11 protein-coding genes and 2 pseudogenes are annotated in these 14,653 nt (G+C 68.0%); 6 read left to right on the top strand and 7 right to left on the bottom strand.

What is annotated here, in order from left to right; translation table 11 throughout:
• A complete protein-coding gene (locus O7626_RS38215; RefSeq protein WP_347404837.1) occupies window positions 1–354 on the bottom strand; it encodes a hypothetical protein in 354 nt (117 codons plus the stop codon).
• A gap of 119 nt (window positions 355–473) precedes the next feature.
• Complete coding sequence (locus O7626_RS38210) at window positions 474–917, bottom strand: hypothetical protein (protein ID WP_278065794.1); 444 nt, start codon at window positions 915–917, stop codon at window positions 474–476.
• Window positions 918–1,160: 243 nt separating this feature from the next.
• Here O7626_RS38210 and O7626_RS38205 point away from each other — a divergent pair, with 243 nt between their 5' ends.
• The 4 genes from O7626_RS38205 to O7626_RS38190 all read left to right on the top strand — a co-directional run bounded on the left by O7626_RS38205 (window position 1,161) and on the right by O7626_RS38190 (window position 4,683).
• On the top strand, window positions 1,161–1,958 hold the full coding sequence (locus O7626_RS38205; RefSeq protein WP_278065793.1) for a helix-turn-helix transcriptional regulator: 798 nt from the start codon (window positions 1,161–1,163) through the stop codon (window positions 1,956–1,958).
• Window positions 1,949–2,137 carry a DUF397 domain-containing protein gene (locus O7626_RS38200; protein WP_278065792.1) on the top strand — a complete coding sequence of 63 codons (189 nt, stop codon included), beginning with the start codon at window positions 1,949–1,951 and terminating at the stop codon, window positions 2,135–2,137. Before O7626_RS38205 ends, O7626_RS38200 begins: the two co-directional genes overlap by 10 nt.
• Window positions 2,138–2,318: 181 nt before the next feature.
• The gene (locus O7626_RS38195) at window positions 2,319–3,353 is read left to right on the top strand and encodes a tetratricopeptide repeat protein (RefSeq protein WP_278065791.1); all 1,035 of its coding nucleotides are present in this window, start codon (window positions 2,319–2,321) and stop codon (window positions 3,351–3,353) included.
• A gap of 415 nt (window positions 3,354–3,768) precedes the next feature.
• A complete protein-coding gene (locus O7626_RS38190) occupies window positions 3,769–4,683 on the top strand; it encodes a hypothetical protein (RefSeq protein ID WP_278065790.1) in 915 nt (304 codons plus the stop codon).
• 378 nt (window positions 4,684–5,061) lie between these two features.
• On the opposite strand, the pseudogene O7626_RS38185 reads toward O7626_RS38190, so the two are convergent.
• A pseudogene (locus O7626_RS38185) lies at window positions 5,062–5,193 on the bottom strand (transposase); the annotation flags it as partial.
• Window positions 5,194–5,234: 41 nt separating this feature from the next.
• The gene (locus tag O7626_RS38180) at window positions 5,235–7,331 is read right to left on the bottom strand and encodes an Hsp70 family protein (RefSeq protein WP_278065789.1); all 2,097 of its coding nucleotides are present in this window, start codon (window positions 7,329–7,331) and stop codon (window positions 5,235–5,237) included.
• Window positions 7,332–7,610: 279 nt separating this feature from the next.
• On the opposite strand from O7626_RS38180, the gene O7626_RS38175 reads away from it, so the two are divergent.
• Window positions 7,611–7,832 carry a hypothetical protein gene (locus tag O7626_RS38175; protein ID WP_278065788.1) on the top strand — a complete coding sequence of 74 codons (222 nt, stop codon included), beginning with the start codon at window positions 7,611–7,613 and terminating at the stop codon, window positions 7,830–7,832.
• Between the two features lie 297 nt (window positions 7,833–8,129).
• Here O7626_RS38175 and O7626_RS38170 read toward each other — a convergent pair whose 3' ends face one another.
• Both O7626_RS38170 and O7626_RS38165 read right to left on the bottom strand, forming a co-directional pair.
• Window positions 8,130–8,798, bottom strand: a complete 669-nt coding sequence (locus O7626_RS38170; RefSeq protein ID WP_278065787.1) for a hypothetical protein — start codon at window positions 8,796–8,798, stop codon at window positions 8,130–8,132.
• 159 nt (window positions 8,799–8,957) lie between these two features.
• Window positions 8,958–9,491: an Imm21 family immunity protein gene (locus tag O7626_RS38165; protein WP_278065786.1), complete on the bottom strand. Its 534-nt coding sequence runs from the start codon at window positions 9,489–9,491 to the stop codon at window positions 8,958–8,960.
• 478 nt (window positions 9,492–9,969) lie between these two features.
• Here O7626_RS38165 and O7626_RS38160 point away from each other — a divergent pair.
• Window positions 9,970–10,290: pseudogene (locus O7626_RS38160) on the top strand (ISAs1 family transposase); the annotation flags it as partial.
• Window positions 10,291–10,509: 219 nt separating this feature from the next.
• Here O7626_RS38160 and O7626_RS38155 read toward each other — a convergent pair.
• Window positions 10,510–14,610, bottom strand: coding sequence for a S8 family serine peptidase (locus tag O7626_RS38155; RefSeq protein ID WP_278065785.1), 4,101 nt, complete (start codon window positions 14,608–14,610; stop codon window positions 10,510–10,512).
• Window positions 14,611–14,653 lie beyond the last annotated feature (43 nt).

Raw genomic sequence — 14,653 nt, 5'->3', positions numbered from 1 at the left:
CTAGCTGGTTTCGGCATTGCCGAGTCGGTTTCGGGCGATGTCGAGGCGCGGCTTCGCCCAGCCGAGGAAGCGGGCGTACATCCTGGCCGGGTCCGGCCCCGGATCGGGGCTGAGCCGTCGGTGGTCCTCAAGCGCCGCTTGGAGCATGGTGGCGAGGTAGACCGACAGTCCGACCGGATCCACGACGTACTCGACGACCAGCAGGCTGCGGGCGGTCAGGCACGGCCACTCCGCCGCACATGCCCGGCAGAGCCAGAGCGGCCGGCGCGGCAGGTGGGATGGTCGTGCCGGCGGGCCGGCTGCCCGGGGGTGGTCCCGGTGGAGACTGTCGAGCTGCCCCGCTGGTGCGCCCACCCCGACTGGCGACACATCCGACCGCACGAGCCGGCACTGCGGAGCGCCCGCACAGCTTCCCGAAGGGGGCCCTGGGTCCGGAGCGGCCATCGCCGGCCAGGGTTCCGGCGGAACCGCGATCATCGCGCGCTCGGCAGCCGCGTGCGCTCCTCGGCGAGGGGACGCCGCTGACCGAACCGGCCAGCGCTGCCCGCCCGGACTGATCGGTCCTGGACGAGTTGGCCGTCGCGCCCCGTACGGTGCTCGGGGGCGCGCTCCCAGTCCTGGCGCTGGTTCGTGGCGCGGAGGTGGAGCCGCCGGCCAGCCTGCGGCCGGCGAACCCGGACCGGCGGAACCGGCGCGACCGGCATCGACGGCGGCGCGACCGGCGCGAGCGGGGTCGGCGGCGGCGCGACCGGCACGAGCGGCGTCGACGGCGGCGTGAGCGGCGTCGACACCAGCCGGTCCGGGCACCGCCAGCGCAGCCCGCACCGGCAGTAGCGCCAGAGCCGGCGCCAGTCCCGACGGTGTCGGTTGGCCGTCGCACGTCCCGCCAGCCGCAGCAGTCTCAGCAACCGAAGCATCCCGCAACCTCCTCCGCTCGCCTCTGGAAGCGGGGGCCGCCGGGAAGGGGAAGGGCCCGGGCGGCCCCCGCCGCGGTTCCGCCCGTCCCAGTACGACCCCGAGCGGTTCCGCTGGTGACAGTCTGCTGTGGAGACGACTACGGTCGATAGTTTCAGGGCGCGTTCGCGCAGCTCAGCGCCGTGGGGTGCGTAGTCGCGAGTAGCGCAAGTAGTCGACCGCCGAAACTGAGTGGAGGGTGCGTGGTGGGTAGCGCGATCGACCTGTTGGTCGAGGAGTTGATCGAGGCACGGATGTCCCGGGGTGCGACGCAGGAGGAATGGGGGCGGGCGATCAAGTTCTCGCCGACCCACGTCAGTTCGGTGGAGACCAGGCACCGGCCACCGACCGCCGACTACGTCACCGCGATCGACAGGGCGTTCGGCACCGGCGGCACGTACAGCCGGCTGCTGGTCAAGCTGGCCGGGCTCGACGCCGCCCCGATCTGGTTGCAGGACTGGATCGAGATCGAGCGGAAGGCGGTCCTGCTCCGCTGGTTCGAGCCGGCCTACGTCCCCGGGCTGTTGCAGACCGAGGCGTACGCGCGGGCGACGCTGGCCGGTGGCCGGTTCACCGCCGAGCAGATCGACCAGCATGTCGCGTCCCGGCTGGCCCGGCAGTCGATCCTGACCCGGGAGAAGCCGCCCCTGTTCATCGCGGTGATCGACGAGGCGGTGTTGCGCCGGCAGGTGCCGGAGCGGCCGGAGGTGCTGCGGGAGCAGGTCGAGCGGATCATCGAGCTGGCCGAGCTGGACAACGTCCAGGTGCAGGTGGTGCCGGCGTCGACCGGTATCTATCTGGGCATGGCCGGCCAGTTCATCCTGGCCGACCTCCCGGACAACCGCCGGTTCGGGCACGCCGACAACCAGCTCAAAGCGCAGCTCGTCGACAACCCCGACGACATTGCTAGTCTGAGCAGGATGTGGGAGGTCGTGCGGAACGACGCCCTTCCGCTCCGGCCGTCGCTCGATCTGATCAAGGAAGTGGCGAAATCATGGAGCTAACCGGCGCCCGGTGGCGCAAGTCGACCCGCTCCGGCGGCAACGGCGGTTCCTGCGTCGAGGTGGCGGACAACCTGCCCGGCGTGGTCGGCGTACGGGACAGCAAGGACCCGACCGGCCCCGCCCTGACCTTCGGCGCCACCGCCTGGCGCGCCTTCGTCAACCTCGCCAAGCACCGCTGACGTACCCCGTACCGATGCTCCCGTCGCCACCGGCACGGGAGCATCGCCGTCTTCCGCTCCGACCCGCCCAGACCGATCGACCCCCGCCGGGTTGCTGTCGGACCGCCGTATGCCTGCCGTCGGCGAGAGTGTGGTCAGGCGCCCCAGAACACGTGATCCGCCGGGGTGCGATTGTCAGATCATGGTCGATGCGGACCGCCGGATTTCTGTAGGCCGTATCGTGCCGGCCATTGTGGATGATGACTCGACTCACAGAAGGTCGACCGCCACGTTCGCTCAGTGGGTGGAGGTGCATCGATTGGCTGTGGCGGGCCGGGAGCCGGCAATCGCCCGGCATGCCGGTCACGGGGTGGCGAGGCTTTGGCTGGGCAGGTCTCGGTTCGCTGATGTCGAGGCCCTCGCGCACGCGACCCTGACCCTCGGCCCGGATGCCGGCGCCTTCTACGACCTGGGCTGGGCCCAGTCCTACACCGGGCAGCGCCGGTGCGCCCTGGAAAGTTACGAGCAGGCCCTACACCTCTACCGCGAGGCCGACGACCACGGCAACGAAGCCGCGACCCTCAGCAACATCGGCCACGTCCACCACAGGCTCGGAGACCTACAACAAGGCCTCACCTACTACCGACAAGCCCTACCCATCCAGCAAGAATTCGGCAACCACGCAGGCGAAGCCATCACCCTCAACAACATCGGTCGCGACTACGACGAGTTCGGAGACAGGCAACAAGCCCTCACCTACTACCAACAAGCCCTACCCATCCAGCAGGACATCGGCGACCGAGCAGCCGAAGCCACCACCCTCAACAACATCGGCGGCGTTTACGACGACGGGCTCGGAGACTCACAACAAGGCCTCGCCTACTACCAACAAGCCCTGCCCATCCAGCAAGAGATCGGCCACCGCGCAGGCCAAGCCACCACCCTGAACAACATCGGCCACGCCCATCACACCCTCGGCGACCCACAACAAGCCCTCACCTACTACCGACAAGCCCTAACGATCCGACGAGAAGTCGGCGACCGCGCGGGTGAAGCCATCACCCGATACAACGTCGCGATGGTCAATCGTGATCAGGGCAACCTCGACGAGGCGATCGATGAGATGGAGCTCGTCATCGACATCGACCGCCAAGTGGGCCACACCGCCCTCGGAGCCGATACTGCCGTGCTCGAACAATTACGGCGAGAACTAGCCGAAGAGCAGCAAACTACCTGATACCGCATTCACCTGCCCGTCAGGTGGATCCCGGACAACCCCCGATCCGCAGCCGGGCCAGCCGGGGCCACGATGTTTCGATCATCGCGTCATGCCCGTCGACTGGGGTTTTCCCTATGCCTCGGATACGGATGTCCCTTGTCGATGAGATACCGTGCGTGCGCGAGCCCTGAAAGGACGGTATCCACGGCTACCAGTACATTTCCGTTTCGGGACCATAATGGACGATGTCGCGGTGATGGCGCAGTTCGACTACATTGATGCGCGGCTGGCTTATTCGTTGCGGCAGTGTGTCATCCCGAAATTAGAGATGTCGGATAGACGATTGCCGCTCGGCGACGGGCACCTTGATACTACTCCGGCTGCATATCCAGCAGTGTAAATGTTCTTAACCGAGCATTTTGGGAGGCTCTGCATGCCCCACAGTCCCGAACGTTCCAGCCGGCGCGCGGCATCGACACTGCTGCGCCTGCTCGCGGTCACGGTGCTCGCCGTGCCCGCGAGCGCGATCGTCATGTCGACTCCCGCCCAGGCCGCCACCGAGACCAACTTCTTCAGCGGCACCATATCGGCCGGCGCCTCGGCGAGCTGGGTCTGGAACAACGCCAACCCGCACAGCGCCGTGTACAAGGTCGGTTTGTCCCCGGTCGGAGCCAGCACCTCGGCCGTGTGCGCGTTCGAGGTCACCAACGAGTGGTACGAGCGGCTGAACACGGGCGAGCGCAAGTTCCACTTCACGATCAAGAACGTCGGATCGATCGCCTGCGGGACCAACGTCATCCTCTCCTCGCTCGGCGGAAGCACCATCGGATCCACCGGCGGCATGGACCCCTCCGAGATCATGACTTTTTCCACTCAGCTCACCCAGGTCGGACAAGTCTTTGACATGGGGTTGATCGGCCTGCTTCCCAGCGGGGCCACAAGCTCCAACAACTGCCGGTTCAAGGTGCTGCGTACCTGGTATCAGCGGGTCGCCCAGGGCGACGTGGCGCAGCCCGTCTACCTGCGTGCCGAGGTGCAGAACATCGGGAACATCGCCTGCTCGGCCGACGTCCTGAAGGGCGTCACCCCGACGGAGAGCCGACTGACCCAGCGGACTCTGAACGCCGGTTCATCGATAACCACCACCTGGAACAACGCCAACCCGACGACCGCCACGCACGTCATCAACGTCGAGCCGGTAGAGCTTGGCTGCACGATGCAGATCACGCGCCACTACTACCGGCAGGTCATCAACTCCAACGGCTCAGCAGAGCGGGAGCTGATACTGACGTTGAAGAACATCGGCTCGGCCCAGTGCTCTGCCAGGCCGTTGCTTTCCCGGATCTGACTATTGCCGCATCCGGCCGGGCTGGTCCCGGCCGGATGTCGGTGCGCTGACGACGAAGTAGCGGCCGTTCCCTCACCCACGGTTATATTGTCCGCTCGGCTCCAGCAGTACTACGGCCGCCTGCGACTCCCTCCCGACACGAGATCCACTTCCCGGCGTGGGCCGTTACAGGACCCGACGCTCCAGCACGCATCCGCAGCACACGGGGTCGGGGAGGGTCTCCCTAGTTCCCGCCGCCACCATCTGAGCGTTCCGCGCCCCATACGCCGGGGAGTTCTTCGCGGCTGCAATCCAGGAGCTACACCGCTTCCATGACCTTCACCCTGAATTCGGGGGCTCGGCTCTCCCTCTGCCCTACCAAGGCAGGACCTCTAACGACATGGTCCACCTGCGGCGCCCGGCGCCGGTTGGGTCGATGCTCATCAGGGCCATGTACACGCACTTGAGTGCCGCTCGCTCGTTGGGAAAGTGCCCTCGGGCGCGGACGGCCTTGCGGATGCGGGCGTTAAGGATCCCCCGTGGGGCGATGGACGGAGGCCGCTGATCGCGCATCACGGGTTTACAGGGTCAAAGCAGGGACTGGTAACGGTGGCCGGCGTGGCGGCTTTCCAGACGCTCCCCTCGGCCTTGGCCTCCATCAGGGACACGGTTACAACGGCCTCAATCAAGGTGCTCGGATAGCCGTAGGCCAGCACCTGTAAAAATCGCTCCGTCTCCTCGCGGGGCCCCAGTGGCACCGTCTCCAGTGCTGAGCCGCCGCCGCATGGTCGGATTACCAGACGGAAGGTTGCCCGCAAAGTGATGCCATCGCAGATGGCAGCGCTGGCTTTGCACGCCACTTCCCCGGTGCTCCCGTTGCTGTTCCTTGCCGCACATGCGGTGGCGACCAACGGAGGCCATGCTGTGGACGTTCCGGATGTCCGCGTCACCCGCATTCCAGCTTCGGCGCACGCATAAGGAGGATTCGGGTATCGCCATGTCCTGTGCTGCAAGGGATCGGGGCCTACCACTGGGTTATCACTCGCCGGGTCGTCGTCGGTGGGGTTGTCGTTCGCGGGGCCTTTCGATGGCTGGGTGGGTGGTGTGGACGGATTCCGCGTCACGGATGGCCCGCCTGTGCCGCCGGGCGCGGCCGTGTGTCCATCCTGCGACAACGCGCTGGGTCCCGGCGACGTCCGAGAGTCCCCTTCCTGGGCAACCGTTCCACGACCATCTGGGTCGCCTATGCCGTCGCCGATACCGACCCCGAGAGACAGGCCTGCGGGCAGGCCGCCCTTGCCGTTCAGTGTCAAACCGATCCCGGTGGCGAGCGCGACGGCGACGACAACTGCGGCAAGCGCGATCCACATGGGCCGGCGACGCCGGATCACATCTCGAAGCGTGCTGATGGACGGCCCTGCCCGGCGGTCGCCGGCCGGCACACCGGACGTTCCCGGAGATTGTTCCTGGCCCACCTGCAGCACCGGGAGCACCTGTGTCGGCCCGGCGATCACGTGTGTCGGCCCGGCAATTGCGTGGCTGATGAACCGGGCAGGACCGGTTGCCGGGGCGGGTGTGTCGTGGAGGGCGGTCAGCGCCCCCTCGGCGACGACGAGTTCGGGTTGTTCGATAACGGTCGGTGCGGTGCCGAACGATCGGGTGATCAGGGTCGCGACCAGCGGCATCCGGCTGGCCCCACCGACCAGGAGGACCGCGACCTGCTCGTCGGCGGGGATGCCGGCGTCGAGCCGGACCGCGCGGGCGGTACTGATCGTACGGTCGAGGACCGGGCGGGCCAGCGCGTCGAGTTGTTCGCGTCCGAGTGGGACATCGTCGTCGATGGCCGACAGGTGCATCAAGGTGTGTCCGGTCCGGGACAGTGTCTCCTTCGCCGCGCGAATTGCGTCCCACGCCTGCTGGCGGTGTCGACGGTCGGCCGGCGTGACCGGCGCCGACAGCCGCTCCCACGTGCGGGGATTACGACCAACCAGACTGGCGGCGAGATGCGACATGACCCCCGCGTCGATCTCCAGCCCGCCAGCGTCCGGGAGCCCCTGGGACGCGACGACCTCGAACCCGTCGGCGAGCCGTCGCAACACCGACACGTCGAAGGTACCCGCGCCGAGATCGTAGACCAGCAGGTTACTCCCGATCGGGATGCGCTGGCCCAGCACGTCGACCAGGTATTGCCCGGCGGCGACCGGTTCGGCGACCAGCCGGGCCCCACCGATACCGGCAGCGGCCGCGGCACCCGCCAGTACCTCGCGACGGCGGGCGCCCCAGGACACCGGATGAGTCAGCACCACCCGCTCCGGCAGCCCACCCAGCACCCGCCGCGCCTCGTCGACCACCCGACGCAGCACCGCGGCGATGGCGTCGACGACCGGCACCTCGCGGTCACCGAGCAACAGCACACCCTCGTCGATACGCCTTTTGGGGTGCGGATCGAACCGGTCCGGGAACGTCGGCGCGGCATTGACCGCATCACGACCGACAAGCAATTCACCGTCCGGCCGGCCACACACCGCCGACGGCAGGATCGGCGACCCGTCGAACAGCAACGGCCGAGAACGGCCATCCGATGACGCGACCATCGCCACCGTGCTCGACGTGCCGAAATCCACACCCAGCCGAGTCGCGCCGGGACCGTTGCCCGATCGTGATGTCATACCCAACCCTCACGTCAAGTTTCTAACTCCGCCGCAGAGCTGCTGGGCGGCAGACGCTGTCAACCAGACTGCGAAGAAACAGCTGACAGGGCCCTCGCTGGCCGTCGCCGGCACGTCCGACCCCCTCCAGCGCGACATTACGCGATCTTCACGGCCGACATTATGACAGACCTACGGCTTTCAGGAGACCCTGCCACGTCACCGGCTTGTTGGGCAGGTTGAACTCGTCTCCGGCGTAAAGGCAGCCCACCCGGCAAGTCCGGTGCTGAGACACGGCTGGTGCTGTCGGCGGACCTCCTCGCCGGGGACGAGGACCCCCGGCCCGGCACGGTCGAACTGCTGACCCGGGCGGTCGGGGTGCTGCGCGCCGCCGGTGTCACCGGCCGGCCGCAAGCCGGTGGCGACACCGGCTACTTCTCGGCCGCGATCGCCCAGTGCCTGCTCGACCTGGACTGCGACTTCACCATCGGCGTACCCGCAACAAGGCAGTGTGGCGGCTGATCGACCCCATCGCCGAGACCGGCTGGACCCCCGCGATCGGCACGGCCGGCGCCGATGTCGCCGTCACCCGCTACCAGCCCGCCGGCTGGCCACCCGGCCTGGCCTGCATCGTGCGCCGGGTCAGTGGCACCGCCACCGTACCGACATCGAAGACCGCATTCGCGACGCCAAACACGGCGCCGCCCTACGCCACCTGCCCTCCGGCAACCGCGGGGCGAACACGATCTGGATGTGGGCCGCACTACTCGCCGCCAACAGCCACCTCGGCGGCGAACAAACAGTACTCATGGATTCGGGTCAGAGGCGGCCAGATATCCGGGTGCGGTCGTCGAAGAGGGGCTCGATCTCCTCGGGACTGGTTGCCAGCAGGTGTGCCAGTTCCTGCGGGGTGATGTCGACGTGGCCGGCCTCCGGGGTGGCGCTGTGGGTTAGGCCGGGGCGGGACAGGCGGTGTCCGTCGGCGTGCTGGTAGAAGGCGAACGGCAGGCCCGACTCGTGGAGCGCGCGGGTGAGGGACCAGTCCAGTTCGTCCGAGGCGTGCACGTCCACGCCCTTGGCGCGCAGCTCAGGAAGGACCTCCCGGTATGACACGTCGGACAGCGGATTCCCGGTGACGTCGAGCAAGCTCAGCTCCGTACACTCCAGGGTGACGGAGATGTCCGTAACGAGGCTGCGTTCCACGTTCAGCACGAGCAGCGATGGTGCGGTGCGGACCGGCCCGATGTCGCGGAGTTCGCTGTCGGCAACCTTCAGACTGGAGAGTTCCGAAAAACCGCTGAGATCTGGGAGGTCAGCGCAGCCGTAGCCGGACAGAACCAGGACTTCGAGGGACCGGCAGCGCTCAAGTCCGGAGATGCTGCGGGCATGCCGGACCCCAAAGGTCACAATCTTGTCGAGTTCCTCGTCCCAGAACGGTTCCGGGTGCCCTACCTCTAGCCGAAGCCATTCAGCAATTGCAGCGTCCATCAGTCGTCCTTTCCGGGTCATCCTCCGAGCCTGGCCTGCGCTCGCCGGGATCATCTCGTACGCCGTCGAAGGCAGGGCCCCGGAGTGTTCCGGGATTGTCCACTGGCGTAGCTTGGCCATGACCGTCCCGGTCTTCAGGGTGGCGATGGGGCAGACCGTCTAGGCTTGCTTCGATTGGAACCGACACAAGGTACCCGCCCATGGGCCCGCCGATTTGGCGGTGGCAACCTCGTAAAGTCCGGGCGTGAGGTTTACCGTGAAGCACTCACCGTCGCTGGTATCGGGATCGGCTCCATGTCGGCACGAGTTCATCAGCAGCAGGTCAGGGCCCGGATTGCGCCAGGTGAACTGGTACTGCCAGACGAGTCTGTCGCGGGACTCGGGCATCACCCCTGCCACGATCTCTTGGTGTTCGTCGCACCAGCCGAGAAGGTCGTGTCCCGGCCCGAAGGCCACTCCGTGGCCGTTGCCAATCGAGACAAGGCACGGGTCTTCATGCAGCATCGCGCAGAGCCGGTCATAGTCGGTGCAGGGGCGGTCGAAGTCGACCGTGTCGTCGATCTGCCAGGAGGTCCCTTCGGCAAGCTCTAGATCGGGCAGGCCGTCATCAGGCTCTGCGGCAACGTAGAAGCCACGCCAGGATGCGGCCAGCGTCCGGGGCACAAGAAGCACGGGTGAGCCGGACAGATTCATCGTCTGTAAGGGCACGGGCGACTCTAACAACAAGCAACCTGCTGCGTTGAACCCCGTGGCCAGGGCGAACACGACACCCATAGATCATGGAGTTCTCGACGCTTCAAAATCTTAAAGGGTGCCGTGTCCGCTATGCCATCATCGCCCATCTCCTCGAACGCCTCTGGCCTGGTGCCCGCCGTGGTCCGGATCCGAGTGCGTCACCTGCTGACGCCCCGGTCGAGCCGGAAGGGCTGCTGGATCGGCTGGGGCAGGTACCCGATCCCCGCGACAATGCGCGGCGTGCGGTACCGGCTGGCGACCCTGTCCGCGATCGGCGTGTGCGCGATCAACGCACCCTGCGCGAGGCCTACAGTCGGGTCGATCCGGTTGCACTGGCCGCCGCCGGATACGGGTACCTGTCCACCCTGACCCGGTCCGAGCCCGCCGCGCAGACGCCGGAGGCCCCAGCGAGCGGGAACAGCGGCGCGCCCACCACGCCGCCCAACTACGACGCCTGTCCTGGAAACAGGTACCGGTCCTGGACCGGCAGACCACCCGTGGACACGGCCGCCACGAGATCCGCGAAGTCCAGGTCGTCACCGTCGACGACCTGCTGTTCCCCCACGCCCGCCAGGTCGTGCGGATCCGCCGCAAACACCGATGCCTGGGCACGAAGAAATGGACCAGCGAGATCGTCTACGCGATCACCGACCTACCCACCCACCAGGCCCGCCCCGCCGAGATCGCCGCCTGGGCCTGCGGACACTGGACCATCGAGAACAGCGTGCACTGGATCCGAGACGTCACCTTCGACGAACACGCCAGGTCCAAGCGCATCGATGACGAGAAACAGTACGATCGAACAGGCTCCATGCCCGCTTCAGGCCTGCGGCGTGAGGCGTAAGGCCTGGTGGGGCGGTGGTAGATGCGATGCGCCGCGAGGGCGGCACGGTCGCCACCACCGGTCGCCTGGGACGCGCGTAGGCCAGCGGAGCCGGTGATTCCGCTGGCCTACGCGATGGGTCACCCTGCCGGGTCAGACGCCCTTGTCGCGGGGCCCGGACAGGATCCGGTCTCGCAGAGTGAACGCGTCTTGAGTGACCTGCTCGATCCGGTTCCCGGCCTTGTCCCAGGCGACGACCTTGAGGCTCACCTGGTCGGAAGGGCGGAACCGGTCGGCTGGGTGGAGGATAACAATCTTGTACTTACCGTTGCCGACCGGCAGGGCAACGGTCGGAACCCAGCGCTTCCCGCCGTCGTACGAGTACGACAGGTTCAGCCCGGCGATGCTCGGCATCGGCGCCGTGGAAGGCGCGTGGTAGGCGTGTACGGTAAACGTCTGCACGCCCGGCGCCAACACCGTGTTGTCCGAGGTCAGGCTGCCGGACAGATCGTAGTTGGCAAACAGCACCTGCTCCTGGGCGCACGGTCCGGTACGGCCCATGACAACCTCGGGGAAACAGGGGAATCCGGGCTGCCTGGTGTCACGGACCGGTTCAGCGGAACTGAACGTCCACGTCACGTCGGTCTTCTTGCCCTGCGCGGTCATCCGGTACTTCGCCGGCTCCGCCGGAACGGGGAACAGGTCCCAGGGCAACCCGGGGACCGGCTGGATTTCGGTGCCGTCCCGGAAGAGTCGGACGTCGAAGTCGCGGAAGTTCTCCTCGCGATCCGCCGACGTGCCGTTTCCCTCCCCCTGTCCGCCGGCCGCACCCGCCGTGAACAGTCTGAAGTAAGTGAACAGGTAGCCGGCCTGCCGGCAGAACGTGCATTGGCCGAGTTCCTGGAGCGCTCCAGGTCCGAACAGCCGCAGCACCTCCGGCGATGGGTTCGACGCACCGGGAGCGAGCGGCACCGCCCTCCACACCTCACGAGACTGCGCGGGCTGCACGAAGAGAGTTGGCGGGCTGATGCGGGTGAATCGGTTGTCTTGGCCTTCGGGGGCTATACCGCCGATGCGGCCGCCGACGTTGCGGTAGTGCAGCACGGTCCGGGAGACCGGCCCGAAGTACTCGGTCCGGCTGCGCGGGCCGACGAAGGCCACCGACCCGCCGGCGGACAGGGCCAAGGGCGTGGTCACCATGTCATCCAGCTTGAAGACGCTGTGGTAGTCCTCGAACGTCGTGGTGGGGCTGGAAGGGGCGTGGAAGTCCAGACTGACCTGCCCGAGCTGGGCCTGCTGCGAGCCGGTGAACCGGAAGTGAAGCGAGTCCGGCACCCTGCCGTCAGAGTACGGCTTGAGCGCGTACGTGTAGCCGGTCTCCGGCCTGCCCTGCACGCGCAGGGTGAGTTGCCCGGCGGCCAGTCGGTCCCGCAGTTGCAGACCCTCCCGCCTCGGCAGGTGCACGTTGGCGACGCCGAGACTCTGCAAAGCGGTGAACGGCTCCTTCACGACCGGGACGGGGATGTACGGACGCCCGCACCCAGCCGCGTCGCCTGCCGGGAACACCACGACCCCAGCGGCACCGGCGTCCCGGAGGGCCCGGAGTCGCAGAATGTCCACCCCGCATGTCAATCCGCCGAAGGGGCTGGCGTAGACGGCGGCTGCCTCGAGCAGGGCCAGATTCCCCTTGACCGCGAGGCCAACCAGTTCCTCGGGCGCACCGGTCCCGGCATCGACGAGCTTAAGGTCGTGTATTCCGGTGAACGGCGTCCAGCCAGGAAAGCCGTCCTGCACCGGTATCAATCCGCCCTGGTGGACCTGGTCCCTCTCCATCGTGTGCCGGGGAGTCACCGGGTGCAGGGTGGGACCCGCACCGAGTACCGCCAGCGTGGTCGGCGCCTGCCCGAGCAGTGCCTGAGTCGCGAATCGGAACTTGCCCACACTCACGTTGTCGGTCGGCAAGGCCCACAGCCCGGTGTTGGCTCCGGCACCCAGTGTCGCTGAGAAGGTCTGACCGGTCGGCGCGGAGCGCTGGTTGCTGATGGCGATGTCGCTGTTGAGCGGTTCGGCCGGACGAGGTGTACTGAACGTGACCTTTTGGGCCTTTCGCAGGTCCAAGGTGATTTCGGTATTCCCCGTGACGACCAGCTCCGGTTGGCCCAGCAACGCCGTGTTCATCCGAGAGTCGGCGTCGACCCAGTTGACCGTCTGGTTGATGTGGTAGGTGCCGGGCGGCACCTGCGTGACGGTGACGCCGGGTTCGGAAAGCTGGACACCGGGCACGGGACCGGGCTTCGGGCCGTCGAGCCGGATGGTGTCCTGTGCCCATGGCGACGCCGGCTGACCGTCACGGCCCAGCGTACGGATCGTCAAGGTGTAGCGGGGAGGCTCGCGCGTCACGCCGACCGGCGTGGTCACCCGCGTGGCACCGGCGGTGGCGACCACCGCGCCGGTAAACCTGCCTTCCCCCAGCTTCGCCACGTCCAATGTGACCGTGGTGCTGGCCGTGCCGCCCGCCGGCACGGTGACCGTCTCCGCCACCGTCAGGACACCGGCCGGCGGGGCGGTGCCGCCGGCAGCCGCGAGGTTCGGTGCGAGTGACAGGGTCACGGGCTGGTCGGACAGGTTCCGGTAGGTCACCTCCCGGGTGACCGGTGCCGGCTGCGGCTGCCCGGCGCCGGGCAGGGGCATGTTCCGGAAGTCGACGTTCGGGGTGGTGGCGTAGACCTGCTGGGTGACCACGCGGGCCACGTCGAGCCGGCCAGCACCCTGCTGGTAGACGGTGTGTGCGGTGTCCTTCGCGGCGGACATGAGCGCTGCCTTCAGGTCGCCCGCCTGCCACTCCGGGTGCCGCTGGGCCAGCACCGCCGCCGCGCCCGACACGTGCGGGGTGGCCATCGACGTGCCGTCCGCGACCGTGTACCAGTCGTCGACCGGCTCGCCCATGGTGGTGCCAGCTGCCCGGGCGGCCGCGATGTCGACGCCGGGGGCGGCGATGTCCGGCTTCAACGCCAGGTCGCCGATCCGCGGCCCGCGACTGGAGAAAGTTGCCAATCCGTCGCTCTTGTCGGTCGCGGCCACGGCCAGGGAAGCGTCGGCCGCGGCCGGGGAACCCACGGTCAGGTCTGCGCCCTTGTTGCCGGCCGCGATCACGAACAGCGCACCGGTGCTTGCGGTCAGTTCGTTGACGGCCAGGCTCAGCGGGTCGGTGCCGTCGGTCGCGGGGCCGGAGAGGCTCATAGAGACCACGTCGGCCTTCATCTGCCGGGCGGCCCACTCCATTCCGGCGATCATGTCGGAGTACTCGCACGATCCGCCGTTGTTGCACACCCGGCCGGTGACCAGTTTGGCGCCCGGCGCCACACCCTTGTACCGGCCCTCCGAGGCGGCGCCTGTGCCGGCGATCGTGGAAGCGACATGGGTTCCGTGGCCGTGCTGGTCCTGCGGCGGCAGCCCGTCCACGAACGACTCGGCGGCGGCGATTCTGCCGGTCAGGTCCGGGTGGTTCAGGTCGGCTCCGCTGTCCAGCACCGCTACGGTCACGCCGCTGCCGTCGTAACCAGCGGCCCACGCCTGCGGGGCACCGATCAGCGGCACGGTCTCGTCGAGCACGAGGTCGGCTCGCCCGTCCAGCCAGACCTTCGACACCTCGGCAGTCAGACCGGGCGCATCCGCGCCGGACCGGGCCTTGGCCGTCCCTCCGGACCGCAGGCTCTGCCAGAACGCGCCGGCTTCCGCCTTCGGCACCTTCACCCCGGCACCGGAGATGCTGGTGAGCCCAACCGGGCGGACAGTACCCGGGAGCTTGGCGGCCCGCGCAGCCAGACTCGCGGCCGTCGGCGCGGCGCCTCGTGCGCCGGCGGCGGCCGGCTTCGGATAGGTCACGATCACCGGCAACGCGTCCGAGTCCGCATCGGCGTAACCGTGCTCGACCAGGTACGACACGTGGAACAGCCCGCGGTCCAACTGCCCCGCCCAGATAGCCGGCAGGGCGTCGCTGGGCAGGACGAAGACTCCGTCCGGCCCGGCGTCGGTAAGGAACGTGACCGGCGTGCCGTCGCGCCGGGGAGCCGGCTCGACATCGACCGTGTAGCCGCCGTTGGCGGCGCGGGTCAGGTCCACCCGGTCGCCGGTGACCAAGGTGACCTGTTGCGGCTGCTCACCCGGACCACCCGATTGGGCCGCGTCCTGACCCTTCGGCGCGGCCTGTGCCGGTGTCGAAGTGACCGCCGGGAAGCCGAGCGACACGACCACGGCGGTTACACCTGCGGCCACAGCGCCCGGCCAGCGGCACAAC

It is taken from the genome of Micromonospora sp. WMMD1102, assembly GCF_029626265.1.
Classification (GTDB): Bacteria; Actinomycetota; Actinomycetes; order Mycobacteriales; family Micromonosporaceae; genus Plantactinospora.
This window is presented reverse-complemented; position numbering and strand designations above follow the sequence as displayed.